The 25,733-nt window shown below is 54.1% G+C and carries 20 protein-coding genes; 9 read left to right on the top strand and 11 right to left on the bottom strand.

Annotated elements, in window-relative coordinates; genetic code table 11:
- Nucleotides 1–147 precede the first annotated feature (147 nt).
- The 5 genes from dapA to LCF41_RS05995 all read left to right on the top strand — a co-directional run bounded on the left by dapA (nt 148) and on the right by LCF41_RS05995 (nt 5,681).
- Entirely contained in the window at nt 148–1,026 is an 879-nt protein-coding gene (gene dapA / locus LCF41_RS05975) for a 4-hydroxy-tetrahydrodipicolinate synthase (RefSeq protein WP_180742319.1), read from the top strand.
- 16 nt (nt 1,027–1,042) lie between these two features.
- Nucleotides 1,043–2,080, top strand: coding sequence for an outer membrane protein assembly factor BamC (gene bamC / locus LCF41_RS05980; protein ID WP_225087287.1), 1,038 nt, complete (start codon nt 1,043–1,045; stop codon nt 2,078–2,080).
- Between the two features lie 143 nt (nt 2,081–2,223).
- The gene (gene purC, locus LCF41_RS05985) at nt 2,224–2,937 is read left to right on the top strand and encodes a phosphoribosylaminoimidazolesuccinocarboxamide synthase (RefSeq protein WP_180742321.1); all 714 of its coding nucleotides are present in this window, start codon (nt 2,224–2,226) and stop codon (nt 2,935–2,937) included.
- A 219-nt stretch (nt 2,938–3,156) separates the two neighbouring features.
- Nucleotides 3,157–3,609: a DUF441 domain-containing protein gene (locus LCF41_RS05990; RefSeq protein ID WP_129703474.1), complete on the top strand. Its 453-nt coding sequence runs from the start codon at nt 3,157–3,159 to the stop codon at nt 3,607–3,609.
- Between the two features lie 17 nt (nt 3,610–3,626).
- Nucleotides 3,627–5,681, top strand: coding sequence for a tRNA(Met) cytidine acetyltransferase TmcA (locus LCF41_RS05995; protein ID WP_225087288.1), 2,055 nt, complete (start codon nt 3,627–3,629; stop codon nt 5,679–5,681).
- Between the two features lie 74 nt (nt 5,682–5,755).
- On the opposite strand, the gene LCF41_RS06000 is transcribed toward LCF41_RS05995, so the two are convergent.
- From LCF41_RS06000 to LCF41_RS06040, 9 genes are all read right to left on the bottom strand, one after another.
- Nucleotides 5,756–6,127, bottom strand: coding sequence for a hypothetical protein (locus LCF41_RS06000; protein ID WP_225087289.1), 372 nt, complete (start codon nt 6,125–6,127; stop codon nt 5,756–5,758).
- A 190-nt stretch (nt 6,128–6,317) separates the two neighbouring features.
- Nucleotides 6,318–7,583 carry a thioredoxin gene (gene trxA, locus LCF41_RS06005; RefSeq protein ID WP_225087290.1) on the bottom strand — a complete coding sequence of 422 codons (1,266 nt, stop codon included), beginning with the start codon at nt 7,581–7,583 and terminating at the stop codon, nt 6,318–6,320.
- Nucleotides 7,584–7,653: 70 nt separating this feature from the next.
- A complete protein-coding gene (gene tldD, locus LCF41_RS06010) occupies nt 7,654–9,099 on the bottom strand; it encodes a metalloprotease TldD (RefSeq protein ID WP_225087291.1) in 1,446 nt (481 codons plus the stop codon).
- Nucleotides 9,100–9,133: 34 nt separating this feature from the next.
- Complete coding sequence (locus LCF41_RS06015; protein WP_225087292.1) at nt 9,134–10,501, bottom strand: TldD/PmbA family protein; 1,368 nt, start codon at nt 10,499–10,501, stop codon at nt 9,134–9,136.
- A 160-nt stretch (nt 10,502–10,661) separates the two neighbouring features.
- Entirely contained in the window at nt 10,662–11,084 is a 423-nt protein-coding gene (locus LCF41_RS06020) for an ExbD/TolR family protein (protein ID WP_225087293.1), read from the bottom strand.
- Nucleotides 11,085–11,097: 13 nt separating this feature from the next.
- The gene (locus LCF41_RS06025) at nt 11,098–11,838 is read right to left on the bottom strand and encodes a MotA/TolQ/ExbB proton channel family protein (RefSeq protein ID WP_225087294.1); all 741 of its coding nucleotides are present in this window, start codon (nt 11,836–11,838) and stop codon (nt 11,098–11,100) included.
- Between the two features lie 95 nt (nt 11,839–11,933).
- Complete coding sequence (locus LCF41_RS06030) at nt 11,934–12,857, bottom strand: energy transducer TonB (RefSeq protein ID WP_225087295.1); 924 nt, start codon at nt 12,855–12,857, stop codon at nt 11,934–11,936.
- 111 nt (nt 12,858–12,968) lie between these two features.
- The gene (locus LCF41_RS06035) at nt 12,969–13,934 is read right to left on the bottom strand and encodes a FecR family protein (protein ID WP_225087296.1); all 966 of its coding nucleotides are present in this window, start codon (nt 13,932–13,934) and stop codon (nt 12,969–12,971) included.
- Between the two features lie 12 nt (nt 13,935–13,946).
- Nucleotides 13,947–14,465, bottom strand: coding sequence for a sigma-70 family RNA polymerase sigma factor (locus tag LCF41_RS06040; RefSeq protein ID WP_225087297.1), 519 nt, complete (start codon nt 14,463–14,465; stop codon nt 13,947–13,949).
- Between the two features lie 446 nt (nt 14,466–14,911).
- Between LCF41_RS06040 and LCF41_RS06045 the strand changes: the two genes are divergently transcribed.
- The 3 genes from LCF41_RS06045 (at nt 14,912) to LCF41_RS06055 (ending at nt 21,387) form a co-directional block, all read left to right on the top strand.
- The gene (locus tag LCF41_RS06045; RefSeq protein WP_225087298.1) at nt 14,912–17,284 is read left to right on the top strand and encodes a TonB-dependent siderophore receptor; all 2,373 of its coding nucleotides are present in this window, start codon (nt 14,912–14,914) and stop codon (nt 17,282–17,284) included.
- 61 nt (nt 17,285–17,345) lie between these two features.
- The gene (locus LCF41_RS06050; protein WP_225087299.1) at nt 17,346–19,148 is read left to right on the top strand and encodes an ABC transporter ATP-binding protein/permease; all 1,803 of its coding nucleotides are present in this window, start codon (nt 17,346–17,348) and stop codon (nt 19,146–19,148) included.
- The gene (locus tag LCF41_RS06055; RefSeq protein ID WP_225087300.1) at nt 19,051–21,387 is read left to right on the top strand and encodes a DPP IV N-terminal domain-containing protein; all 2,337 of its coding nucleotides are present in this window, start codon (nt 19,051–19,053) and stop codon (nt 21,385–21,387) included. The genes LCF41_RS06050 and LCF41_RS06055 overlap by 98 nt, the downstream gene beginning before the upstream one ends.
- On the opposite strand, the gene LCF41_RS06060 is transcribed toward LCF41_RS06055, so the two are convergent.
- Nucleotides 21,384–22,148, bottom strand: a complete 765-nt coding sequence (locus LCF41_RS06060) for an AAA family ATPase (RefSeq protein WP_225087301.1) — start codon at nt 22,146–22,148, stop codon at nt 21,384–21,386. The two genes, LCF41_RS06055 and LCF41_RS06060, sit on opposite strands and share 4 nt — an antisense overlap.
- A gap of 169 nt (nt 22,149–22,317) precedes the next feature.
- On the opposite strand from LCF41_RS06060, the gene LCF41_RS06065 reads away from it, so the two are divergent.
- The gene (locus tag LCF41_RS06065) at nt 22,318–22,470 is read left to right on the top strand and encodes a hypothetical protein (protein WP_225087302.1); all 153 of its coding nucleotides are present in this window, start codon (nt 22,318–22,320) and stop codon (nt 22,468–22,470) included.
- Between the two features lie 275 nt (nt 22,471–22,745).
- Here the strand turns inward: LCF41_RS06065 and LCF41_RS06070 are convergent, their stop codons facing one another.
- Nucleotides 22,746–25,712, bottom strand: a complete 2,967-nt coding sequence (locus LCF41_RS06070; RefSeq protein WP_225087303.1) for an autotransporter domain-containing protein — start codon at nt 25,710–25,712, stop codon at nt 22,746–22,748.
- Nucleotides 25,713–25,733: the final 21 nt, after the last annotated feature.

Genomic DNA, 25,733 nt, shown 5'->3' on the forward strand with positions numbered 1-25,733 from the left:
TTTGTACCAAAACGTCAGAAGCATTTTTAATTTCGTTTACTGCGTCATAAAAAAACCTGCGTCAGACACCGACAACGCCCTTGTCCGCTTGCTTTTGCATAGAAGTCAAAAGTACCATGAAGCACTTGTTTGTGGAGGGGATGGCCAATGTTTACGGGAAGTATTGTTGCGCTGGTTACGCCGATGGACGCCAAAGGCGCCGTCGATCGGGCGAGCTTGAAAAAACTGATTGATTATCATGTCGCTAGCGGTACATCGGCGATTGTCTCTGTCGGCACGACGGGTGAATCCGCCACGCTGAGCCATGACGAACATGGCGATGTCGTGATGCTGACGCTGGAACTGAGCGACGGACGCATTCCTGTCATCGCTGGCACGGGTGCTAACGCGACCGCTGAAGGCGTTTCACTGACTAAACGCTTTCATGGCACAGGCGTCGTTGGTTGCCTGACGGTCACACCGTACTACAATAAACCGACGCAGGAAGGCCTGTACCAGCACTTCAAAGCGATTGCCGAGCATACCGATCTGCCACAAATCCTGTATAACGTACCTTCCCGCACTGGCTGCGATATGCTGCCAGAAACCGTTGCCCGTTTGTCCGAAGTGAAAAATATTGTCGCAATTAAAGAAGCGACGGGGAACTTAAGTCGGGTAAGCCAGATCCAAGAGCTGGTTAGTGAAGACTTCATTTTGCTGAGCGGCGATGACGCCAGCGGTCTGGACTTTATGCAACTCGGCGGTAAAGGTGTGATTTCCGTAACGGCGAACATTGCTGCACGTGAAATGGCGGAACTTTGCAAGCTGGCGGCGCAGGGCAATTTTGTCGAAGCGCGCCGTTTAAATCAGCGCCTGATGCCTCTGCATCAAAAATTATTTGTTGAACCCAATCCTATTCCGGTGAAGTGGGCCTGTAAGGAATTGGGACTCATGGCGACCGATACGCTGCGCCTGCCGATGACACCGCTGACCGATGCCGGTCGTACGGTGATGGGGCAAGCACTTAAGCAAGCGGGTTTGCTGTAATCGTTAGGGAGATTTAATGAGTTATTCATTACAAAAGTCGATGGTGGCGAAAGTTGTTGGCATATCACTTGTGATGTTGCTTGCGGCTTGTTCCACCGATCAGCGCTATAAGCGTCAGGTGAGTGGCGATGAATCCTATCTGAAGGCACCGGCGCTGCACGCGCTGAATACGCCGGCCGGGATGATTTTACCGGTGCAGAACGGGGATTATGATATACCGCCAGTTACCCTGAATGGCGCGGTCGGCAAGGAGCTGGATATTCGTCCTCCTGTGCAGCCATTGGCCTTGTTGAATGGTTCTCGCACCCAGATCTCTGGAGATACGGCAACGCTGTTGTTAGAAAACAGCGCGCAAAACAGCCAGCTCTGGTCTCAGGTTATCCGCGTGTTGCAAGACAAAGCGTTCACTATTGCCAGCCGTCAGGACGCCAGCCAAACGCTGACAACCGACTGGATCTCATGGCCGCGTGAAGATGAAGACGTACCGTATCAAGGGCGTTATCAGATCGCCGTACAGCAGCAGGGCTATCAGGTCGCTCTGATCGTGAAGCTGCTGGGATTACAATTGAACGGCCAGCCAGTGACGACGGGCGATCAGGCTCAGCGTTACACCGGCCTGATGCTGAATGCGCTCAGTAATGGTCTGGATGCTCAGGCAACCGCACGCGAAAACGCACTGGCAAACCGCACCATTGGTTCGCTGGATGTGCAAAGCGGGGCGGATGACACGGGGCTGCCACTGCTGATTGTACGCGGTCCGTACACGGTGGTGTGGGATCGTCTGCCAGCCGCGCTGAGTAAAATCGGAATGGAAGTTAGCGATCGCAGCCGGCCGCAGGGTTCAGTTTCCGTCAAGTACAGAGCACCGAGCGGCGGAACCTGGGATGACCTGGGCGCGAAAAATCCTGAATTGCCTAACGGCGATTACAAATTGCAGGTCGGCGATTTAGATAACCGCAGCAGTCTGCAATTTATCGACGCCAAAGGGCATACGCTAACCCAGTCTCAGAACGATGCGCTGGTGGCCGTATTCCAGGCGGCGTTTAGTAAATAACGCATAAACCAAGGGTCGGATTATCCGACCCTTCTTCATTCAACAATCTCTACCCGAATTGACGGGCGCTATCGGCAACCGTTCGGGGAAGCGTTAAATATCGGGTCGTATTGGTTGACCCTCACTGTGTGGAGTAATTAAAGATGCAAAAGCTAGCTGAGCTGTATCGTGGAAAGGCGAAAACCGTCTACACCACCGAAGATCCCGATCTACTGGTGCTGGAGTTCCGCAATGATACATCAGCAGGAGACGGTGCGCGCATTGAGCAGTTTGACCGTAAAGGAATGGTGAATAACAAGTTCAACCATTTCATCATGAGCAAACTGGAAGAAGCTGGAATCCCAACCCAAATGGTGAGCCTGCTGTCTGACAATGAAGTGCTGGTGAAGAAGCTGGATATGGTGCCGGTCGAATGTGTTGTGCGTAACCGCGCGGCAGGGTCGCTGGTAAAACGTCTGGGTATCGAAGAAGGTATCGAGCTGAACCCGCCGTTGTTCGATCTGTTCCTGAAAAACGATGCGATGCATGACCCAATGGTGAACGAATCTTATTGCAAGACGTTCGGCTGGGTGAACGAAGAAAATCTGGCTCGCATGAAAGAGCTGAGCTACAAAGCGAACGACGTGCTGAGCAAACTGTTTGGCGACGCCGGGCTGATTCTGGTCGATTTCAAGCTGGAGTTCGGTCTGTTCAAAGGGGAAGTCGTGCTGGGTGATGAGTTCTCACCAGACGGTAGCCGCCTGTGGGACAAAGAAACGCTGAACAAAATGGATAAAGACCGTTTCCGTCAGAGCCTCGGTGGCTTGATTGAAGCGTATGAAGAAGTTGCGCACCGTATCGGCGTAAAATTAGACTAACTGCGCAATCGTTTACGTTCAGGTCGCCTGCTGGCGATAGGCTGACGGCCTGAATGTTTTGCTGATTTTCCTCTCGAAAAGCTGCCTTTCTCTTCTCATCTCTGTCTGAATAAGTTGCAGACCTAGCTCTTACTTCGATTCCTGCCCTTGCTCTGATTAATGCTATGATTGCGCTTTGCTTAACGCGCAACCTGACTACTTTTCGACAGACTCGCATCCATGGCTTACTTCGATCCAACATTGTTAATTCTGCTTGTTTTGGCGGGGCTGGGTATTATCAGCCATAACATGACCGTCACGCTGGCGATTCTGGTTCTGCTGGCGATACGCATCACACCATTAAACAGCTATTTCCCGTGGGTAGAAAAATACGGCCTGAGCATCGGTATCGTTATTCTGACGATTGGCGTGATGGCACCGATTGCCAGCGGAAAAATTACCGCCAGTGAAGTGATGCATTCCTTCCTGCACTGGAAATCTCTGTTGGCGATCCTCATTGGTGTTGCGGTGTCCTGGCTTGGCGGACGCGGCGTGTCGCTGATGAGCAACCAGCCCTCCGTGGTAGCGGGGCTGCTGGTGGGCACGGTTATGGGCGTGGCGTTGTTTCGCGGTGTTCCCGTCGGGCCATTGATCGCTGCCGGACTGCTTTCCCTGCTGATCGGCAAGACCTGATTCATTCGGCGCGTGTGATGATATTGCGTGATTTTCTCTCCAGCCAACACCAGCAGCAGCGCTATGGCGTCCGACGCCTGCTGGTGCTAAGCGGTGAACCAAGCTGGTGTGAAGCGCAGGCGTTGGCGCTTAGTTGCCAATTGTCCGGCGACTGGCTGTGGATCGGTGAGTCTGCACCTGATTCCGTTACCTCACGGCCAGCCAGCCGAGTACGGACGCTGCTGGGGCGGGAGTTTCTCCATGCGGTATCTGATGCACGTAAAGGCGTGGACGTCGAGGCGCTGGCGATGCTATCAGGCACGCTACAGGCTGGTAGCTGGCTGATTATGCTGGTGCCGCCGTGGCAGACATGGCCGACCTTGCCGGATGAAGACAGCCTGCGCTGGTGCGAACAAGCACAGCCGATTGCTACCCCGTACTTTATCCAACATTTTCAGCGCCAGCTGTTGGCCGATGAAGATGTGGTGCTCTGGCTGCAGGGCCAGGAAGCTGTCATTCGGCCACTGGCCGTGCGATCGGACTGGCAGCCAGCGAACGGTGAACCGACCGCGCGACAGCAGCACATCTTGCATGAGCTGAACGCCGCTGAATCCGGCGTATTTGTGATTACCGCTCCGCGCGGGCGCGGGAAATCCGCGCTGGCAGGAATGCTGACGCAGCGGAGCCGTAAAGCCTGTTGGATCACCGCACCGTCTCGTGCGGCGGCGGAGATTCTGCAACAGCACGCGCGTGCCGATGCGCAGTTTTGGGCACCGGATGCGCTGCTGGCACACTGCCGCCTTCATGGCGCGCCTGATGTCGACTGGTTGTTGATTGATGAAGCGGCGGCGATTCCGTCTTCCGCGCTCTCCGCGCTATTACCCTATTTTCCTCGTATTCTGATGACCACGACGGTGCAAGGGTATGAAGGTACCGGACGGGGATTCCTGCTGAAGTTTTGTGCGACGTTACCGCAGTGGCGAGCGTTTACGCTGGACGATCCTCTGCGCTGGGCTGTTAACGATCCGCTGGAGCGGGTGTTGGATCAGGCATTGCTCTTCAACGAGCCCGACGCGTTTCATTCCCCGCTGCCGTCCAATCTACCTATTCCGCCTTCTGCGCTGGACAGTCGAATCGAACGTGTCGACGACTGGCTAACGAACCCTGAGCGTCTGGCGGGGTGTTACGCGCTCTTGTGCAGCGCGCATTACCGTACTTCGCCGCTGGATTTGCGCCGCCTGATGGATGCGCCGGGCATGCAGATTGCCAGTGCACAGGTGGCGGGCAATATGTGCGGCGTACTGTGGCTGGTGGAGGAAGGCGGGCTATCCGCATCATTGGCGCATGAGGTGTGGGCCGGGCGGCGGCGCCCGCGTGGCAATCTGGTGGCGCAGTCGCTGGCGGCACACGCCGGGCTGTGGCATGCACCGACGCTGCGGGCGCGTCGCGTGAGCCGGATTGCGGTGGCATCGGCATACCGCCGACAGGGAATTGGTCGGGCACTCATTGCAGAGCAGACGCGCGAGGCACAACGGCAGGCGTTGGATTACCTGTCGGTTAGCTTCGGCTATCAGCCAGACTTGTGGGCATTCTGGCAATCATGCGGCTTTCAACTGGTGCGTATCGGCAGCCATCTTGAGGCTAGCAGTGGCTGTTATAGCGCGATGGCGGTACTGCCGCTGAGTGACGCGGGGCATAAGTTGGCGGAGCAGGGAAGCCGACAGTTGGCGCGTGACTGGCGTTGGTTACAGCGCCTGATTCCGCTGAACCTCGCGCTGCCGCAGACAGGAAATACCGAGCTGGATGAAGGCGACTGGCGTGAACTGGCGGGGTTTGCGTTTGCGCATCGGCCGATGGAGGCCAGCTTCGCTGCGATTTGCCGCCTGTTGAGTCACACCACTTTGCTGCTGCCTGCGCTACGCCTGCTGGCGGAAAAACCGGGTGAAAGCGAGCTGATAGCCACGACGCTGGGGCTAAGCGGTAGGAAAACGCTCCTGAAACGCTGGCGAGAAGAGATCGCCGCTGCGCTGGTCGATCTTGATGTGCAACACAGTGAACGCTGGCGAAGAACCGTCGTATTAGGTGACTCTTGACGAGTATTGCGTGATTGAAGACGACAGAACTCGCAAATCGTACAGGTACGTCGAATATAGTAAGATGAAGTGGATTACTGCGTCTCTAACAGTCGGAAAATCAGCGGTGTTTTCCCTTGTTTGTCAGAATAGTCGGCAATTAGCGTGAGGTCAGTTTTCCTCTCTCCAGACCAGAGCTGGCACTCGACTCTCTTTCGCGGAGCATCAGCGTCAATGTCGTAACGGTACAAGGGAATTCTGCCCGTTTTATCGGGTGTAAAGGCAACGTCGAAAGGCGGAAGCGTCAAATCTGCAACCGATTCTCCCGCGCTATCCAGCTCTTCAAGAATCTCGTCGTAGATAGCAGGGCTTACGCCAAAGTCGAGTAGAACGTCGGGGTCGCTGTGCTGGATGCCCCTCAACAGATCGCCCGCGAGCCGATAAAGTTCATCTCTGTCACGTGTCATCTCTTATCGCCTTATTTTTCCCAAATTGTCCGACGCTACCTCATCGGGTACGAGTGGCGAATTTTATCAGGCTCTGCCCGTTATCGCTTGCGGTTCTGTTGGAAAGCGCTCTTGATGCGTTGGCGAGAATGAGGGCTGTCTGTTCGCTCGGCGGAGGATGCGCCTCATCCGTGAGGCGCAGATTAGGGTATCAGTCCAACTGCGGTTTGAAGGCGGGGGCCCGACGGAGCAATGCCCACAGCGTTTCCTGTAAGGGGATTTTCTGCGCTTCTAACAACTGCGGATAACGCTGATAAAAAGCGTCCTCTTTCGCGGAAAAATCCGGGTTCTCCTGAAGCCATTGCTTACGGAGCGCGGTAATTTGCTCGTCCGTTAGCTGTTTGTTGGGCGTGGCGTCTTCCTGTTCCTTAAACCAGCGGAAGCGTTTGTCAGGTGTTGCCCGTTCTTCTCTGCTCCAGCCGTCGTGAATTTGCAGGATCTGCGCTAGCGCGAAGCCGAGAGTAATGCTCACGCCTCGCCAGCTATTCGCGTCGGACGCGGCAGGTGGCGGTGATAGGCTGGCAATGATTGACGCTATATTTTTTTCCAGACCCAGTTCGCCAGAGGCTTTCTCCTCCCAACTTATTGCCTGCTGATGCAGCGCCGTCCATTCGCTTTCCGCTACGGTTTCACCCGCCAACAACTGCGAAGTGGCGCTAATCCACTGCTGACGCAGGCTGTCTACCGTGCTGTCTGCCAGCCAGTCTGACCACGGGTTGCTCGCATCGTCTAACCACTGCTGTAGCCATTGCAGCGCAACGCCATCTATGGCTTTTCCGGGAGCGATAGCAGTAAAGAGAGCGTCAACCTGTGCTGGCGTGGTAGTCGGCAGCTTTTCCATCAGTAGGCCGAGTGCGGCTGGCAGCCCGCTGACGCGTTCAAAAATGTGAATGTCAGCACTGTGCGCCAGCACCGCAGAGACCGAGCCCTTGTTGTCCTGCCAATAAGGGGAAAAGGCGTGTTCAATATCCCCGTTTGCCGCATGCTGACGTAGTCGCTGGTGGAGAAAATCGTGTAGCGACGCATCGCCATAAAATGCTCCCCACGTCACGCGGGTTTCTGCCAGCGGCTGGGCGGTGTTCTGTATCGTAATCTGGTGTGATTCCAGCCAGCCACGTAGCTGCGCCAGCGTTTTTACGCCAATCTGTCGCGAAATTTCCTGCCCGTTTTTAAACAACAGCAGCGTTGGAATGCCGCGAACCCCAAAACGCTGCATGAATGCCGGATACTGTTCTACATCCAACTTGGCGACGGTCAAGTTATCTGGCGTGTTATCCGCGATGGTATGCAGCAGCGGTGCCAGTGTTTTACACGGCTGGCACCAGGGTGCCCACAGGTCAAGCAGAATGGGCTTGTCGTTATGATTGAGCAATGCATCTAGCGAGGTATCGCTGGCAGTGATAATGGCGTCGGACATGGTGTCTCCGTTCAGGGAAAAGTCGTAAGTAAATAAGCAAAGCGCGGGCGATGAACCGTGACGACACGGTTTATTGCGAGCCGCCTACGGTCATGTTGTCGATACGAAGCGTTGGCTGACCGACGCTGACGGGCAGGGATTGACCTTCCTTAGTACACGCGATATTGCCGTCATCCAGCGCCAGATCGTTGCCCACCATGGCGACGTGCAGCAGGGCTTCCGGCCCGTGACCAATCAGCGTGGCACCTTTAACCGGACGGGTGACGCGCCCGTTTTCAATCAGATAGGCTTCCGTGGTAGAGAAGACATACTTCCCGCTGCTGATATCCACTTGCCCGCCGCCGAAGCCGACGGCATAGAGGCCGTTTTTGACAGACGCGATCACTTCTTCGGCGGGGTACTGTCCTGCCAGCATGTAAGTGTTGGTCATACGCGGCAGCGGCAGCGTGGAGTAGGACGCCCGACGTGCGTTGCCCGTGAGCGCGGTATTCATCAATCTGGCGTTGAGGCTGTCTTGTAAATAGCCGCGCAGGATGCCGTCCTCAATGAGTGTCGTACACTGTGACGGCGTACCTTCGTCATCCACATGCAGCGAGCCCCGACGATTCGCGAGCGTGCCGTCATCCACGACGGTAATACCCGGCGCGGCAACCCGTTCGCCCAATAAACTGGAAAATGCGGAACTGCCTTTCCGGTTAAAGTCGCCCTCCAGCCCGTGTCCAATGGCTTCATGCAGCAAAATACCGGGTGAGCCCGCACCGAGGATCACGCTGTAGGTGCCTGCGGGAAGCGGACTGGCATCCAGATTATTCAGCGCCTGATCGACAGCCTGATTGATCCAGTTGCTGACCGTTTCTTCAGTAAAAAAACCATAATCAAGACGGCGTCCGCCACCGCTGGAGCCATTTTCCCGCCGACCCTGCTGTTCAACCACGACGTGGATGACCAGATTCACCAGCGGGCGAACGTCGGCGGCGAGTCGCCCGTCATGTCGGGCGATGAGAATGGTTTCATGCGAGGCGTTCAGATAAGCCGTGACCTGTGTGACCCGAGGATCGCGGGCGCGAGCCTGACGATCGATAGTCAATAACAGCTGGCGTTTATGTTCTTCCGTGACGGCAAGCAAGGGATTGTCTGCCGGATAGAGCGTCGTGGCGCTGGACGGTAGCGAGGCGGGTAGCGCTACGCTGACGTTCTGCCCCTGACGGCTGATTTCTCTTACGGTGCTGGCGGCCTGAAGAATGGCCTGTGGGCGCAGGTCGTTGGTGTAGGAGAACGCGGTTTTCTCTCCGCTGATGGCGCGGACGCCAACGCCCTGATCGCGGCTAAACCCCGTTGGGCGCACAATGCCGTTTTCGACCTGCCAGCCTTCCTGCTGGCGTCGCTGAAAATAGAGATCGGCATAGTCCACCTGACGCTGCATGATGTGGTTCAGCGCATGCGATATCTCCGCCGTTTCCAGCGAAAATGCCGATAGCACAGGTGAAACTGATGTCGTGGTGGCGTGTATTGCCATGATGGTGATCCTGTATCTGGGACGCGATGGGGGATTACTGCCCGGCGATCTGCATCTCTTCAATCAATAAAGAACCGCAGGAGAGATTGCCCTGCGTGTGGATGTCCGCGCCGAGCGCCACGCATTGCAGGAGCAACGTTTTCAGGTTACCTGCAATGGTGATCTCTTCGACCGGATACTGAATATCGCCGTTTTCGACCCAAAAACCTGCCACGCCTTGAGAATAGTCGCCTGTCATGGGATTCAGCCCGTGCCCCAGCAGTGTGGTAACCAGCAGCCCTGTGTGCATACGGCGCAGTAGCGTCGGCAAGTCATCGTCGGTGTGTTTCTGGCTACTGCTAACGCTCAGGTTATAAGCCCCACCGGCGTGTCCGGTCGTGGTGAGCCCCAATCGTCGGGCGCTGTAGCTGGAGAGAAAATAGCCTTGTGCGATGCCGTCGTGGATGACATGACGCGGAACCGCAGCGACGCCTTCGGTATCAAAACAGGCGCTGGCCAGTGCGCCAGGAATAAACGGGTTTTCATATAGGTTGAGGTGTGGGGCGGTGATGGTTTCGCCGAGGCATTGCCCCAGAAATGACGTGGAGCGATAAAGCGCCGCGCCGCTTAGGGCGTTGACCAGATGATGAATTAAACTGTGGGCTACGGGGGCTTCAAATACCACCGGGCAGCGGCGGGTTGACAGCTTTCGCGCGCCTAACTGTGCGGCGGCGCGTTGGGCAGCGGTTTTCCCAATCGCTTCCGGCGCGGCCAGTCGTGAAGGCGAACGACCGAGGGTGTGCCAAAAACCTTGCTGACGCTGCGTGGCGTTACGGGCGATCGCATGGCTCCACAGCGTGTGCAGCGACGTCGGGTAACCTGCACAAAAGCCCGCGGAATTCGCTAGAATAAAGTCACCCTGCTGTGAGGTGATTTCGGTACTTTCACTGTAGCCATGCTCGTGTGTGCTATTGGCCGCCTGTTCGGCACGTAGTGCCAGCGACAGCGCCTGCTCAACGGTCAGCGTATCGGCGTTATGTAAATCAAGGTCGTAAATATCGCGAGCGAGATGCTGCGGTTCCGGTAAGCCGCTACAAGGATCTTCATCGGCGTATTTCGCCAGCGTGCTGGCGGCATCAACGGCATCCCGTAAGGCTTCCCGGCTAAATAAGGTGGAGGACACGCTCCCCGCGCGCTGGCCGAAGTAGACCGTGACTGACAGAAAGCGGCTTTGGTTTTGCGTCAGTGTATCAATATCGCCATTCCTGACACGGATCGTACGGCGGTTTCCTTGCGAGACGTTAACAACCGCCTGACTCGCGCCTTTAGCGGCCGCGAAGTTCAGCACGTCTGCGGCCAGTGACTGGAGCGTCTCGGCTTGCGGCGTCGCAAGAACGGGGGATTCATCAAGAGAAGGCATCATTGGTATCCATGTGTGGCAGTGTTCTACTCATGATGTGCAACGAGAAAAGAAAAGCGTCAGCGCGCGGCGAAACTTTTTTATAGGGAGCGGCGGTTATGTTGTACGGTTTTTATGACTGATGCTGGCGATGGGAACACCAGCATCAGTACGGGAGGGGAGATCAGGGGGCTTTGACGGGTTGCAGGACGAAATCGATTTTGCTCAGGCCGCGCTGTTGGGCGCTGGTCATGACATACGCCACCCGACCATATTCGACGGCTTGATCGGCAAACAGCCGTATATTCGGGTGGGTGCCTTCTGCTGAGGCCGCATCGAGTTTGGCGATCAGTTGTGCATCATCAATCGCTTCTTTGTTCCAGTTAATCTGCCCGGTCGCGGTAATGGCGATATCCACCGCCCGTGGATCTTTCTTGATTTTCTCGACGCTGGCACGCGGCAGCTCCACTTTGACGGCGTGATTAATCACCGGCAGGGTAATCATAAACACGATCAGCAGCACCAGCATGACGTCGATAAACGGCGTCATGTTGATATCGTTAAGCAACGCATCGTCCTGACTTTCAAACGGGGATGACATACTCATGGCGGTGTTCCTCTTAGGCGGAGCGCTCAACGGGGTGAGTGGCTTCATACCGCGCAGTGCTAGTCAGGTCGGTCAAACTGGTGTCGACGCGTGCGCCCGTCAGCAGGTAGGCGTGGAGATCGTGCGCAAAGCGGTTCATGGCATGGAGCACGATGCGGTTGCGGCGGTTGATGGCGTTAAACCCTAATACGGCGGGAATCGCCACAAACAGACCAAATGCCGTCATGATCAACGCTTCACCGACCGGGCCAGCCACTTGCGCCAGATCGGGCTGGCCGATGGTGCTGATAGTTTGCAGCGCGTGAAAAATTCCCCATACGGTGCCCAGCAGGCCGATAAACGGTGCGGTGCTGCCGATGGAGGCCAGCGTTCCGAGGCCTGATTGCAGTTTCCCGGCGTTGGTGTCCAGCGTGTTGCTCAGGCCGCGTACCAGCCAGTCGCTGAGATCGACATGTCCGCCCAGCGTGGAAGAGAATTTATGCGGATGTTTCAGCAACGCATGTCCTTCGATCACCAGATCGCGGAACGGATTAAAACGTTGTTTACCGAATTTTTCGACGCTTTCTTGCAGGCTGGTGGCTTGCCAAAAGGTATGTCGGCTGTATTGCACGCTCTTGTTCAAGGCGATCAACTGCCGTGCCTTGAGCAGCATGACCGTCCATGACAGCAGCGACATGATCAGCAGAATGATGGCTACGGAGTGGGTAACCACATCGCCCTGTTGCCAAAAATGGTAGATATCTAACGTGTTCATGTGTGACCTCTTGTGCAATAACCTGATTCAATGTGTCTACGATATGGCTGATGTGATATTTCAATGACGCTTACTTCAACGTCGCTGCGTTTCTATTAGCGATTGAGCCGGAAATTAACGGGCTGAATCGTCATGACGGTAATGGCCTGCCCGTTTTCACGGTAAGGCGTACAGCGCGCCTGTGCCACGGCGTCCACGGCAGCCTGATCGAGTGCGTCATAGCCGCTGCTGCGGGCAATGTCGTGTCGGATTAAACGCCCTTCCGGGTTAATCACCAGACGAACCAACACGTCGCCTTCCTGCTGGAGACGCTTTGCGCGGCGAGGGTAGTCAGGCTGCGGGACGACACAGCCGACGGAGGCAACCTGCTTGGGCTGCGCGCCAGGACTGTTCTGCATCAAATTGCCTTTGCTGGAGGTGGTAAGCGGCCCGGCCGTCGCTTCTGGTACAGCAGGGGGTGCTTCCGCAGCAGGACGCGCAGCGGGCTGACGTTCGGCCGTTGTTTTGGGGCGAACGGGCTGAGGTTTTACCACCGGTTTAACGGGAGGCTGGTGGACTTCTTTTTTGACTGGCGGGGGCGGTGTTTGCTGCTCCTCAACGATAGGTTGCTCAGGTACGGGCGCAATTTCACGTTCCCCCTGTTCTGACGTCAGGACGGGCGGTTCTGGCGACGGTTCGGGAATCGGTTCAGGTTCTGGCGCTTCCACCATGGAGGCCTGAATGCTTACGCTGGCTGCCGGATTAAGCAGATTGATCGGTGTGTATTCGGTAGTACGAGTGATAAGCAGCGCAGCGACTCCCGCATGGATCAACGCGACGGTCAGAAAGCTGAGCGCTATCTTCCCCATTTCTCCCCGAACGGGCGCAGCCGCTGTCATCCTGTGCGCTGGTTGTACGGGGACGGCATCACGCCGTGCGGTAGGAACCGCATCAACGCGTGCGTTTAACGAAAGGTGTTGCACGGATGCCTGTTGCACGTTTTCCCCTGATACTTTTGCTGACGGTGTCGGACGTTTCATCCAGCCCTGAACACGGAACGATGATGACTTCTACTAACGATGTGCAACGAGATGGAAAAAGTGTCACCACGCGCATGAAATTTTTTATCCATCCGCTTTTGTGGATGAGGATCAGGTATTGGCTGCGCGAATGTGTATCCAGTAATCGGTGGTATGCACAATGGCGATGGGCATGGTTTGCGCCAGTGAATCCAGCGTGTAATTCAGGTTATCTAGCGGGAAATTGCCGCTAACGCGTAAATCGGCGATGGCGGGATCCAACCGGATGATGCCGGGGGTGTAATCACGCAATGTGCTGATGACGGAAGCCAGCGAACGATCGCGTACCTCCAGACGGCCATATAACCAGTCTGTTTCTGATTCCGGTGTCACGGCGACCTGATAAAGTGTGGAACGATCGAACCACACGCCCTGACCCGCATGAAGGCTCAGGCTATGCCCAGCGCGATTGGTAATTTTGGCGATGTTGTCCAGCACGCCAACATGGATGCCGCCGCTTTCATGGCGCACATTTATCGTGGACTGAAGTGCGACGATATCGCCCATACTGGTGGCAATCACAAAGGGGCGCTGCGTATCTGGCTGAATCTTGGCGAAGAGACCACCGTTATGCAGAGCAACCTGACGCACTGGCGTCTCTGGACGCACGTTGATATCGACCGCAGTACGCGCGTTCAACATGAGCGTACTGCCATCACTGAGTGGAACCTGCTGGCGCTGTGCCGTTGCGGTCTTTATATCAGACATTAGCGGAGACAGCGGGTAGTGTTGGTTAAGTAGCAGGCTGCTTAGCGATACGACAGCAACCATCCCCAGCCCATATTGCATAACTTTACGTCGGCTTGATGGCGCCAAGAGCGCCTGACGAATCGGTTCGTGAGGCAGCGTGGCGAGGAGCGGCTGAAATTTTCCCAGCGTGCGCTCAATGTGTTGGCAGGCTCGTTCGTGCAGCGGGTTCTCGTACCGCCAGCGGCGGTACTCATCGTAATCGCTCTGTGTCGCCTCACCGGAACGCAACAGCACCATCCATTCAATGGCCTGTTCGGCAACCGGGTCATCCATGTGTCGTCTTGCCATGTGGTTCACCTATCAGTCGCTGCTGTCCTGTGTGGCCAGATAGCAGTTGGTTAGTGCTTTGGCGATATATTTTCTCACCATACTGACGGAAACATCGAGCTTTTCGGCAATGTCAGCATAGGTCATACCATCAAGCTGGCTGTACAAGAACGCTTGCCGTGCTTTGGTTGATAGCCCATCCAACGCCTGATCGATAGTGAGCAACGCTTCCATCAACAGCTGTTGCTCCTCCGGTGACGGATGATGATATTCGGGTTTACTCGCCAGTGCCGAGAGATAGGCTTTTTCCAGATCGCGTCGACGCCAGTTTTCATACAGGACGCGCTTGGCGAGCGTGGTGAGCATCGCGCGCGGTTCCTGTACGTTGTCAAGGTTTGGCAGGGAGGCTAAGCGCAAAAATGCCTCTGACGCGACATCCTCAGCTTCACAGCCGTAGGCAATACGGCGGCGTAATTTTTCCGTTAACCAGCGGTAGTCGCTGCGAAATATCAGCGACAGCAGATCGGGTTTTTTAGCGGCCTCTGTGTACATGAGGATCCCCCTTAGATAGCGTATATCACAACAATGCTTGAGCTGGGATACCCCAGAGCCGCAGGATAAAAGGAACGATGGGTACTAAAGTGTTTTTAAGTCAATATTTGGAAAAATCAAACAATTTTTTTCTTATATAATTATCGAGAAATGTTCTGTTATTGATAAAAATGCATGAATAGCGATTTCTGAATGTGTCTTTCTCGGAGATAAAAAAGCTCTTGCTGAATGGTTAATTTTTCAATGTGGGGACAACAGTGCCTTTATTGATGCATTTTCTATAGTGAAAGTGAAAAATAAAAATTTTTATTAATCAATATTTTATGTGGAAATAGAAAATAATCACATGAAAACATAACTTTCCCCTGTCACTTTTTCATCGTCATTGCACAACTCATACGAAGGCCAATAAAAACCGATTTGTTGAAGCAATTGACGAGGGAAAAATGAAAAAACGTAATGCTGCCTCTCCTGCTCTGGGGCTGAGTTTTAAGAAACGCTTATTTTTCACGAATATGCTGGCGATAAATTCTGCGTTATTCGTGGGGGCGACTGCTGTTCCTGTTAGCGTCTACGCTGCTGGTGAAAATGACACGATCGCTTTTTCTATTCCGGCGGGCGATCTGCAAAAAGGATTATTGGCGATTGCCAATCAAAGCAAGCAGACGCTCTCTTTTAATCCTGCGCTGGTGGCGAACTATCAAAGTGCGGCGCTGAATGGTAATTATTCGACGCGTCAGGCTATTTTGCGGTTATTGCAAGGTACGCCTTTATTGCTGACGACGACGGATAACGGCACGCTAACCATTGTTTCTTCTCGCGCCAATGATGCAGAAGTCGCACAGGCTAACGACAAAACGCTGCCCGCGATTACGGTCAGTGCAGAGAGTGAAGATGAAACCGTCTTGAACCCTGGCACGTCGTCTTCGGCATTACGTACCAGCACCTCGTTGCAGCAAACGGCGCAGTCGGTGCAGGTTATCAGTAATAAGCTGATTAACGCGCGTCAGGCGACATCGCTGGAAGATGCGCTAAAAAACTCCGGCAGTGTGGTGACGGTACAATCTAACCGTGGTACTCCCACCTACTGGATTCGTGGCTTCAATGTGACTTCTGGTGCGACAGACGGCCTTGCCGGATCCAGTAATTCTGGAATTGGTCAGGGAACGGCTATTGACGGTATTGAACGCGTCGAGGTATTGAAAGGGCCTCAGTCGGTGCTGACAGGGAGCAGTTCTGCCGCTGGAACCATTAATATCGTGCGCAAAAAGCCCGTGACGGAGACGATTCGACGCGTCAAAGTTGAGGCTGCACGTTACGGTGAATTCAAAACAGCCCTGGATCTCGGTGGCGCGCTTACGGATGATAAGGCCTTTAGCTACCGTCTAAATGCTTCGACGATGAAGTCCAGCCAGTCTTATCCTGACTTCAACGGCAGCCACAACGACTATCTGGCTCCGGCATTCTCGTGGAAAGGTGACAGCACGCGACTGACGGTAGGCGCGGAAGTTAACCAGCTTCGCGATTCTGGCCCAGCGGGGACGTTTTATAGCAATGGGAGGGTACAAAAGCTCCCTGTCTATCGTCTGGGCGATAAGGACGATCATAACAAGCTGAAAACCACGAATGCTTATTACGAGTTTGAACAGGATCTGCCGCAAGGGTGGTCGTTCAATAGTAAGGCTGGTTTCCAGAGTGCCTCTATGCAGGCAAAAATGAATGAAACCCTGCAAATTAATAATGATGGCAGCAAAATTAGCCACCCATTGGCCTATAAATCTACTAACCAGAACTGGACCCTGCAAAACGATTTCCGTGGCAAAGTGGAATTGGGACCGGTTACCCAAACGTTGCTGATAGGGCATGATTACCAATACGGACGTTTTACCAGCTACGATGGCGACTTTGTTTTGCTAAACACTGGCAATGTCTACAATCCTGATTCGCTGGTCTATCCCGGTATCGGTGAACCGACAAATCAAACCTATAGCACGAAGCTAATCCAGAGCGGCTTCCTGTTGCAGGATCAAATCGATCTGTGGGAAAGATGGCACGCCCAGCTTGCCCTGAAGCATTCCAGTTGGAATAACTCTTATCTGGTGGGAACGCGAACCTCGAATTATTCCACCAGCAAATGGATTCCCAATTACGGCCTGAGTTTTGATATTACGCCCGATATTACGATTTATGCCAATTTACTCAATAGCTTCAGCGGTAATGCGCAGGTAAGCCGCACGGGGGAAACGCTGCCGCCAACGACGGGGAAATCGAAAGAAGCGGGGCTTAAGTTTAATTTGTTAGATGATGATCTGACATTGACGACAGCTTTCTTCAGCCTGAAACAGCAAAATCTTGTGATATTCCAGAATGGGATCGCGGTCGGTACGGAAGGACGTGAAACACAAGGTTTTGATGTTGATTTGAATGGTACTGTGCTGCCAGGGTGGGATGTGACAGCCAGTTATACCTATTCGGATAATAAAGATCCTTCTTTGGTTCAGTCACAGGGATCGCCACGCCATGCCAGTAACGTCTGGACATCCTATGAAATTCAGTCAGGGCGTTTGCAGGGCGCTGGGGCGTCTGTTGGGGTGAGCGGAACGTCACGCGCCAGTAGTGGACGTGGTGCGCAATCCTTTGATATCGGCAGCCAATACTCAACGGATGCCTCCGTCTTCTATCGCCAACCATCATGGTCGCTGACGCTGGGCGTCAATAACGTTTTCGATCGCGATATTTATTATCCGTCATCGACACGTTCGTGGGTTGGGATAAAAGATGGGCGGATCTGGCGTCTCACCGGAACCTATTCGTTCTGATAATCCGTTCAACGAATCACGAGAACGGGCATTCACACGAATCAGCAGGTAGAGACGGCGCATGAACGCAAGAGAGACAAGTACGGCAAGACCGGGTATCGGCCAGATCCTTATACCCTATTGGCTGACGTCGGAGAAATATCTGGCGCTGCTTATTCTGGCGATGATTATTAGCATCAATCTGGGGACGGCTTACATTAGCGTGGAGGCGAATCGTGTATCGGGAAAATTCACCGATGCGCTGATTGGGCTGGATTGGGAGCAAATAAAACCGCTGTTTATCTTCAGCTTTGTGCTCGGTTTGAGCGCGATGATGCTGAGATGGATAAACGTACTGGGTCAAGGCTATCTTGCGCTGCGTTGGCGTACCTGGATGACGCTTCACTATATTCGGCGCTGGACGGGGACATCGGCTTATTACGCTATCGAGAGGGAAGGGGCGCTGTCGAATATCGATCAGCGCATCGCCGATGATGTTAATGAGCTGGTCTCTGCCTCGCTGAATTTTTTTCTTAGCCTCATTTCGGTTGTCATCAGCACCGTAACGTACACGGCGCTGCTGTGGTCCGTTTCCGGGGTGCTGCGTTTCTCGTTTATGGGCAGCGACTGGGCGATATCCGGCTATATGGTTTACGCCCTTTATATTGAATACTTTTTGCAAATTTTGCTGTCGCACTGGCTCGGTAAGGCATTGATAAAGCTGAACATGAACCAGCAGAATGCGGAAGGTGACTTCCGTTTTCTGGGCGTTCAGTTACGTGAAAATGCCGAGCAGATTGCTTTCTATCAGGGAGGTGCACGCGAAGGTGAACGGCTTACTCAGCGGTTTGCGCGCGTGCGTGATAACGCGTTGTCCGTGTTGCTGCGTGGCTTCAAAGTCTCGTTTGGTCAGAGCCTGTTTAGTCATTTCCTTTCACCATTACCGACGCTGTTGGCGCTGCCGCTCTTGTTAAGCGGCGAAATCACCTTTGGCGACCTGACGCGCATTCAGATGGCTTACGGTTCTCTCGGGGCGACGTTGAGCTATTTCATGCAGGCATATCAGTCCTTCACGCGTTGGCTGGCGCTGACGAAGCGTTTGCAGGATATGGAAGAAGCGCTGAATAAAAGTGAACAGTCACCTTCGCCCATTCGGGTAACGGAACACGATGGCCCGGAATTTTCCTGCCAAAATCTGCGGCTGTTAACACCCGATGGTCGGGCGCTGACGGCGCTAGACAACTGGCAGGTTTTGCCCGGTGAGCGCTGGATGATCAACGGGGCGTCCGGCGTAGGTAAGAGCACGCTGTTGCGTGCTTGTGCCGGACTCTGGCAGCACGGTAGCGGGTTGATTGCGCGACCTCGCCGCTGCCGCTCTCTGTTTTTACCCCAGAAAAGCTATCTGCCTACGGGATCGCTGAAAGCCGCGCTGTGCTACCCCGGTAATGCGCGTGATTTTACCGACGCACAGTGCCGGCAGGCGCTGATCGACAGTGAATTACCGGATATGACCTCGAAATTAAATGATGAAGATCGCTGGCAACAGCGGCTATCCGGCGGCGAGCAGCAGCGCGTAGCGATCGCGCGCACGTTGCTGCACCGTCCTGACTTTATTTTTCTGGATGAAGCCACGAGCGCACTCGATCCTGAAACAGAACAGCGGGTTTATCAAACGTTGGTAACCCGTTTGCCCGACAGCGCGATTATCAGCGTGGCGCATCGGGAGGCGCTGGCTACATTCCATACTCACCATTTGCACCTGACACCGCTAACTGAAAGTGATACCCATGATGAACGGAAAACCCAAACGGAGGATGACGCGCTGCCGCATCAACATGCTGATAGCGCTATTGGCGAGCGCAGCCTTGCCTGGCGCAGCGAGTGAGTCTCCTGACCTGAGCCGCGAGAACTATCGCCTCATCAGGGAGCAAGGACAGCATTATCGTACACTGGTTCACCACTATCCGGGACGGATAGTGTGGCAGTCCGACGGGCAGACATTTTTCTACCGTCGCTCGATAGCGGCGACGGCAGAGAACCCTGGTGGCTATGAATTTATGCGCGTAGAGGCGGCCAGCAAGACGCAGCAACCCGCTTTCGATCACACACGCTTGGCGCAGGCGCTGAACCTGTTATTGACCAAACCGGTGACGGCAACGACGCTGCCGTTTGAGCAGATTGATTATAACGAACAGGCAAAACTGCTGTTTATCCCGCAAGGCTCGCGGCTGCTTGGCTGTGATATCAGCAGCTATCAATGTCGCGTGTTGTCCGATCTCTCTCAAACCGAGGAGCAAAGCCTTACTGCTGCGAAATCTCAGAGCCGGCTCTCACCGGATGGACAATGGGAGGCGTTCATTGAAAACCATAATCTGGTGCTGGTCGGTAAGCAGAATGGCGAACGGCTTGTTATCACGCAGGACGGGACAGCGCAAAACGAGTACGAGATTGAACGGTTGAGCTGGTCGCCGGATAGCACGAAACTGGCACTGTTTCGTGTTCAACGAGCAGACAAGCGTTACGTTCACTATATCGAATCGTCGCCAGCAGACCAGCGACAGCCGAAGCATCGTCAGATCTTTTACCCTAAACCGGGCGATGTGCTGGATATTCCGCAACCGGTGCTGGTGGAGGTGGCTTCGCGCCGCATCACCGCTATCGATCCCGCACTGTTTCCCAATCCTTATTCGCTTTCTTACCCCGTTTGGCGCAAAGACGGGCAGACATTCACGTTTGACTATAACCAGCGCGGTCATCAGACGTACCGAGTGATTGAAGTAGATAGTGCGACCGCCACGCCGCGCGTGCTGATCAACGAAACGTCAGACACGTTTATCGATTACATGCCGCTAACGGGTGTGGCGACGGGAAGCGGTAAATATTATCGGCGAGATCTGGCTGACAGCAAAGAGATCATTTGGGCCTCTGAGCGCAGTGGGTGGCAGCATCTTTACCTGTATGACGCTGTGACGGGAACGGTGAAGAATGCGATTACGCAAGGCGAGTGGGTGGTGCGCGCCGTTAATTGGGTCGATGAAAAGAATCGGGTGATTTACTTCAGTGCATCGGGCATCAATCAAGGGGAAGATCCTTATTATCTGCACGGCTATAAAATCGGTTTTGACGGCAGCGGACTGACGGCATTAACACCGGAATCTGCCAACCATACGCTGAGCTTCTCACCCAATGGCGACTATTACGTTGATACCTACTCGCGCTACGACTTACCGCCAGTCACCACGCTCTATCGCACGGCAGATAATCAGGCGTTGATGCGGGTGAATATCACGGATATCAGCCAACTGCGTGCCGCAGGCTGGCGTCCTCCGATTCCTTTTATGACGCCGGGCAGGGATGGCAAAACGGAGATTTGGGGGCTTCTCTATCCGCCACGCAATCTCAACGCGGGGGAGAAATACCCAGTCGTTGAAGGGATCTATGCCGGGCCACACGGCTCTTTTGTGCCGAAGGATTTTTCCTTTTGGCCGGAGCCGTTGACCGAACTTGGGTTTGCCGTCGCAAAGATCGACGGTATGGGAACCAATAACCGTTCCCGCGCCTTTCATGATGTCGCGTGGCGGAACCTGAAGGATGGCGGGTTTCCCGATCGGATCCTGTGGCATCAGGCAGTCGCGCGACAGTATCCCTGGTATGACATCGCCCGTGGCGTAGGGATTATCGGCGTGTCTGCTGGCGGGCAGAACGCGATGGCGGCACTGCTCTTCCATCCTGAATTCTATAACGTCGCCGTGGCCGATTCCGGCAGTCACGATAATCGCATGGATAAAATCTGGTGGAATGAACAGTGGATGGGCTGGCCGGTCGATGAAAAGTATGCGGACTCTTCCAACGCGGAAAATGCCTGGCGTTTACAGGGTAAGCTGCTGCTGATGGTGGGGGAGTTGGATGAGAATGTCGATCCGTCCACGACGATGCAGGTCGTCGATAAGCTCATTAAAGCCGACAAAGATTTTGACCTGTTCTATCTGCCCGGCGGTGGTCATGGTGTCAGCGGCGGGGCCTACGGTCAGCGGCTGATGTGGGATTTCTTTATTCGTCATCTGGCAGGACGAAAAACGCCAGACTGGAATCGCCCGGTGCAGGAAAAGCCTCCGGCGCGCTAAGTGCGCTCGCCGATGTTGTCTTCATCGGCGAGTAATATATTCATCATGCCTTGCGGATTGTTTAAAAACTGCCGCGTGATTTGATAATGCTCTGTATCTTGCCATGCGACCTGCTGAATACCGCTTTCACTGAACTGATAAATCACCGAATTAGGATAGGCCAGAATAATGGGCGAGTGGGTGGCGATGATGAATTGACCCCCTTCGTTTACCAACTGGTGGATGCGCGCCAGCGCGGCGAGCTGCCGAGTGGGAGACAGTGCGGCTTCCGGTTCGTCCAGTACATAAAACCCGTTGGCGCCGAAACGATGGTTTAACAGCGCCATAAACGATTCACCGTGCGACTGCTGATGGAGCGAAACACCCCCGTAAGCCAGTTGAATCAGGCGAGGATCGATATTTTCTATTTCTGTCGCGACATTAAAAAAACTTTCTGCCCGTAAAAAGTAACCGGTACGAGGGCGTTTTATGCCTTTGACGAGGCGGAGGGATTCGCTCAGCCTGGAATGAGAATCACGGGTACTGAAATTGAAGTTACGCGAACCGCCCTCCGGGTTGAAGCCCATCGCAATGGCCACGGCTTCTAATAGCGTCGATTTTCCTGAACCATTTTCACCAACCAGAAAGGTGACATCAGGGTGAAAACGGATCTTTTCGATATCGCTTATTGCCGGAATGTTCAATGGGTAAATGTGTGGGTCGCATGTTTTTTGCGGATGAAAATAGACGCGCTGCAAATAGGGTTTGTCAGACAGATTCATGCTATTTATTTCCCCTGTGGTACCGAGACGATTTTACTCGTTACCGGATTCGGTGTTTTTCTTATTGCGCTGAAAAAATTTCAGTACAATAAGTCCACCGGTCATCAGGATTGCACTGGTTGCTAATGCTTTAATTAGCGGGGCTGAATCTGACAGGAGCAAGCCAGAAATGACGACGCTGAAAGAAAGTAATACTGTGATGATAGTAATAACGGAGACATCGTATGGTGAGATTTTCCGCCTAAAGATTATCGCCTTAGCTGCCAGAATGATTAAGGCACCAATCACACATCCTATGATGGATGTAGCAATGTCTGAATAAAGGTTATTCGTGATAGCAAGGTAACCTGCGACAATAATGATAAAAAAACGGGAATGACAAATAATAAAATTTTATTTCTCACGATATGTCCTTGTGTTTGAGATGATTATATTTGAGGTGAGATGTCTGAATTAAATTATTTTACGTGGTTTATGTTATATGACCTATTTTATATTTAATAATTAAATCGGCATAGGATAGATAATATATTGATATGATGATGGTGTGGATATCGTATTAACGCCGACGAAGATACCGTCGGCGTTATGGTGCTATCAGAAGGACACGTCGACACCGCCGCGCAGCACTTCTTCGTTACCGCGATCGGCAAAGTGTTTGTCAGCACGCAGGAAGAAACGGGCATCCGCCGCTTTGCCTACGTCCAGCCTCACACCTGCCCACTGCGAGTCTTTGTCCAGTCGAATGCCCGGAATATCGAGGCGTTCTCCTTCCCGGCCCAATCCGCTCCAGCGGGCAGAAACATCCAGCGACGGATTGGTGAATGCATGCTGATATTCACCGCTCACACCAACACTGCTCCACCATCCCTGATTCCATTGCAGCAGCGCGCGCAGGTTAACCCCTGTCAGGCCAACGGTACGGGAATAATCATTGCCTTCTCCCGTCAGGCCAAATGCGCTGCCGGTATCCGTAAAGCCGCCAGTGGACAGATAGCTGTATTTGAGTCCTGCATAGGGTTGTACGCTAAAGATATCGTTGATCGCCCATTCGTAACCCGTTTTGAGCAGGCTCTGCCAGCTATCGCTTGAGGTACTGCTGGAAACGGCTTCGACGTTGTTCAGCAAGATTGAACGCTGCAATTTATCGCGACCATGCTGATAGCTCAGGTTGCCCTGAACATACCATTCTGGCGTGAGGTTATAGCGCGCATAGGTCATCACCCCGTGCAGTTTATTTTCACTGCTGCCGCCGCTGCCCTCGTAATCTGCTTTGATTTGGCTGTTGGTATAGGCGATCCCGGCACGTAATCCCGGCGTGTCGAAGTCGGTATCCGTACCGATGGCAGTCAGCGTGATGTCGTAATGGCTGCCCAGATAGCCGGACTGTTTCAGGTCGCCGCGCAGCTTGCCGGTTTCAATCCACAGTCCGTAGTTTTTCCCGTTCCCTAACAGATCCAAGCGGTTGTTCAGGAGCTGGTTCTGATAATCCAGACTGTTAAACAGAATGGCATTGCTGGAAGCGTGTGCCTGACCGGACAGCGAATCCAGTGCGATAGCGGCGGCACTCGCGCTGCCTAACTGCTGGAAGGCGGCGGCTTTAGCCAGTAAACCGGCTTGCTGTTCGCTGGTTGAGGACAGTGCTGACCAGCGATCGGCAACCTGTAGCGCCGATTCAACATTCGCCGCTGTCTGCAACTGCGCTGCGCTGCGCAAACCGCTGCTGGTGGCCGCTTCTACGGTATTCAGGCGGCTGAATGCGCCTGTCACGTCGTTGCTGCCGTAAGTCAGGTTCCCCGTCAGGAATAGCCCCAGATCGGTGGTACGGAATGTTCCCGTGATGCCCTGATTGCTGTGCAGCAGCGTTTCTTGTGTTTGGACGATGTAGGTATTGCTGGGCAGGCCAACGCGCAGTGTGCCATCCAGCGTCGCGCTGCCTTCCACGGTGAACGGGTTGGCCAGCGTCACGCTCAATAAGCCGTTGCTGCCCTGCGTGTAATTGCCTGCGACGGTTAGCCCACCTTCTGCGGTGGTGGCAACGATACCCGTGTTACTCACATTGCCGCCAATGCGGCCTTTTCCTGCCAGCGTGCCGGAGCCGGATACGCTGGCATTACCCACAATTGAGCCGTCAACGTACAGGCTATTGGCGGTGATTTGGGTATCGCCTTTATAGGTGTTGTTGCCTGTCAAACGCAGAATACCGCCTGCATTGCTGGCTCCGTTGACGATCAGGCCGTAGTCGCCGCTGATATCGTTAGCGAACGTGTAGTCGCCTGCGGTTAAACGCGCGGTGAAATTATCCGCGTAAAACATGGCTGGGCCTTTCACTGCTTTATCGACGTTGAGATCGCCCCAGCCAAAGGTGTCGTTATAAGGGCGTCCGTTGGCGGTATCGGCGACCGAGATATAAGCAGGGTGGAAAACACTTCCTGTGATGTTGCCGTCGCTGTCTCGGATGATTTCGTAGTAAGCGTTCTCAGCATCGTAGCGAGTATACCCGTCAGTGTGATAGGTCGCGGTGGTCAGCAGCGTTTGCTGCAGGTTATAGCCTGTCATCCACGGATAAACTGCCTGCACCAGCGAAGCTCCGCCCGCGACGCGCGGCGCTGCAAAAGAGGTACCGTGCGAACGCTCTGAAGTGCTGCTGCCTGCAACGGGATAATCAACATAGCCCGGTGCGCTCATGCAATAGGCAGCCACATTGCCACACTTATCAAAAAGATAAAGTTCAGCAGGACGCTCATTGCCTTCCTGTCCAACCCATTCAGGGATGTAACCTGTGACGGCCAAAATGCCTTTTTGCAACGACGTTTCACCGAAAATTAGCGGGATCTGTGTGTTGGGGGAGGGCGTAGAACCGGCATTATTCCCCGTGGCGACAATGCTTAGTGCTTCAGCATCGACAATGCTTTTTAGCTCGTTACGCACTAAAAGGTAGCCAAAGTTGTTTCTTGCGTTATTCAGTGCATCGGCGGTCGTCAGCCGTTCGTCCGCGGCATAGGACATATTGATGATTTTCACGCCGGAATTGAGTAACCAATTCACGGCAGAGGTGGTGTTTTGATAGTCAAAGCGGCTATTTAACGACGCCTGCGCAATATAGAGTTGACTGTCGGGGGCGACGCCTCCTGCATAGCTGTCTGTCGCCAGACCGGCCAGCGCCAGTGCCACTAGCGTGCCGTGGCCGTTAACGCCTTGATTATCATTAAGCTGTGAACCGCCGACAAAAGAGGAAAAATGCAGATTGCTGTAATTAAATTCCGGGCGAGCCGCTTCCAGACCGGAGTCAATAATCCCGACTTTAACCGCAGATGTGGTCGGCGTTTCCGGTGCTGTAGGAGTTTCCGGCGTTGTAGGAGTGGTTGGCGTCGTCGGTGTTGTGGGAGTGGGCGATGTTGGCGCGATGCTGGCGGTTTCACCGCCGCCGCCTCCTCCACTGCCGCAGCCTGCCAGCATCAGCAACGCTAGACTAATATTGGCGGCGATGATGGATTGGCGAAATGTTTTTCTTTTTGGCGCATCATTCTTTTTTAGTGGAAATAACTGAACTGCCGTCGTCATTGTCGTGTCCCTGTATTTATT

This window comes from Pectobacterium colocasium (genome assembly GCF_020181655.1).
Lineage (GTDB): Bacteria > Pseudomonadota > Gammaproteobacteria > Enterobacterales > Enterobacteriaceae > Pectobacterium > Pectobacterium colocasium.

Excerpts from the sequence above, each read along its gene's own strand:
- LCF41_RS06070 (WP_225087303.1), bottom strand. The coding sequence starts at position 25,712 with ATGACGACGGCAGTTCAGTTATTTCCACTAAAAAAGAATGATGCGCCA.
- LCF41_RS06045 (WP_225087298.1), top strand. The coding sequence starts at position 14,912 with ATGAAAAAACGTAATGCTGCCTCTCCTGCTCTGGGGCTGAGTTTTAAG.
- LCF41_RS06020 (WP_225087293.1), bottom strand. The coding sequence starts at position 11,084 with ATGAGTATGTCATCCCCGTTTGAAAGTCAGGACGATGCGTTGCTTAAC.
- dapA (WP_180742319.1), top strand. The coding sequence starts at position 148 with ATGTTTACGGGAAGTATTGTTGCGCTGGTTACGCCGATGGACGCCAAA.
- LCF41_RS06015 (WP_225087292.1), bottom strand. The coding sequence starts at position 10,501 with ATGATGCCTTCTCTTGATGAATCCCCCGTTCTTGCGACGCCGCAAGCC.
- LCF41_RS06000 (WP_225087289.1), bottom strand. The coding sequence starts at position 6,127 with ATGACACGTGACAGAGATGAACTTTATCGGCTCGCGGGCGATCTGTTG.
- LCF41_RS05995 (WP_225087288.1), top strand. The coding sequence starts at position 3,627 with ATGATATTGCGTGATTTTCTCTCCAGCCAACACCAGCAGCAGCGCTAT.
- LCF41_RS06050 (WP_225087299.1), top strand. The coding sequence starts at position 17,346 with ATGAACGCAAGAGAGACAAGTACGGCAAGACCGGGTATCGGCCAGATC.
- LCF41_RS06055 (WP_225087300.1), top strand. The coding sequence starts at position 19,051 with ATGATGAACGGAAAACCCAAACGGAGGATGACGCGCTGCCGCATCAAC.
- LCF41_RS06025 (WP_225087294.1), bottom strand. The coding sequence starts at position 11,838 with ATGAACACGTTAGATATCTACCATTTTTGGCAACAGGGCGATGTGGTT.
- bamC (WP_225087287.1), top strand. The coding sequence starts at position 1,043 with ATGAGTTATTCATTACAAAAGTCGATGGTGGCGAAAGTTGTTGGCATA.
- tldD (WP_225087291.1), bottom strand. The coding sequence starts at position 9,099 with ATGGCAATACACGCCACCACGACATCAGTTTCACCTGTGCTATCGGCA.
- LCF41_RS06060 (WP_225087301.1), bottom strand. The coding sequence starts at position 22,148 with ATGAATCTGTCTGACAAACCCTATTTGCAGCGCGTCTATTTTCATCCG.
- trxA (WP_225087290.1), bottom strand. The coding sequence starts at position 7,583 with ATGTCCGACGCCATTATCACTGCCAGCGATACCTCGCTAGATGCATTG.
- LCF41_RS06035 (WP_225087296.1), bottom strand. The coding sequence starts at position 13,934 with ATGGCAAGACGACACATGGATGACCCGGTTGCCGAACAGGCCATTGAA.
- LCF41_RS05990 (WP_129703474.1), top strand. The coding sequence starts at position 3,157 with ATGGCTTACTTCGATCCAACATTGTTAATTCTGCTTGTTTTGGCGGGG.
- purC (WP_180742321.1), top strand. The coding sequence starts at position 2,224 with ATGCAAAAGCTAGCTGAGCTGTATCGTGGAAAGGCGAAAACCGTCTAC.
- LCF41_RS06030 (WP_225087295.1), bottom strand. The coding sequence starts at position 12,857 with ATGAAACGTCCGACACCGTCAGCAAAAGTATCAGGGGAAAACGTGCAA.
- LCF41_RS06040 (WP_225087297.1), bottom strand. The coding sequence starts at position 14,465 with ATGTACACAGAGGCCGCTAAAAAACCCGATCTGCTGTCGCTGATATTT.
- LCF41_RS06065 (WP_225087302.1), top strand. The coding sequence starts at position 22,318 with ATGACGACGCTGAAAGAAAGTAATACTGTGATGATAGTAATAACGGAG.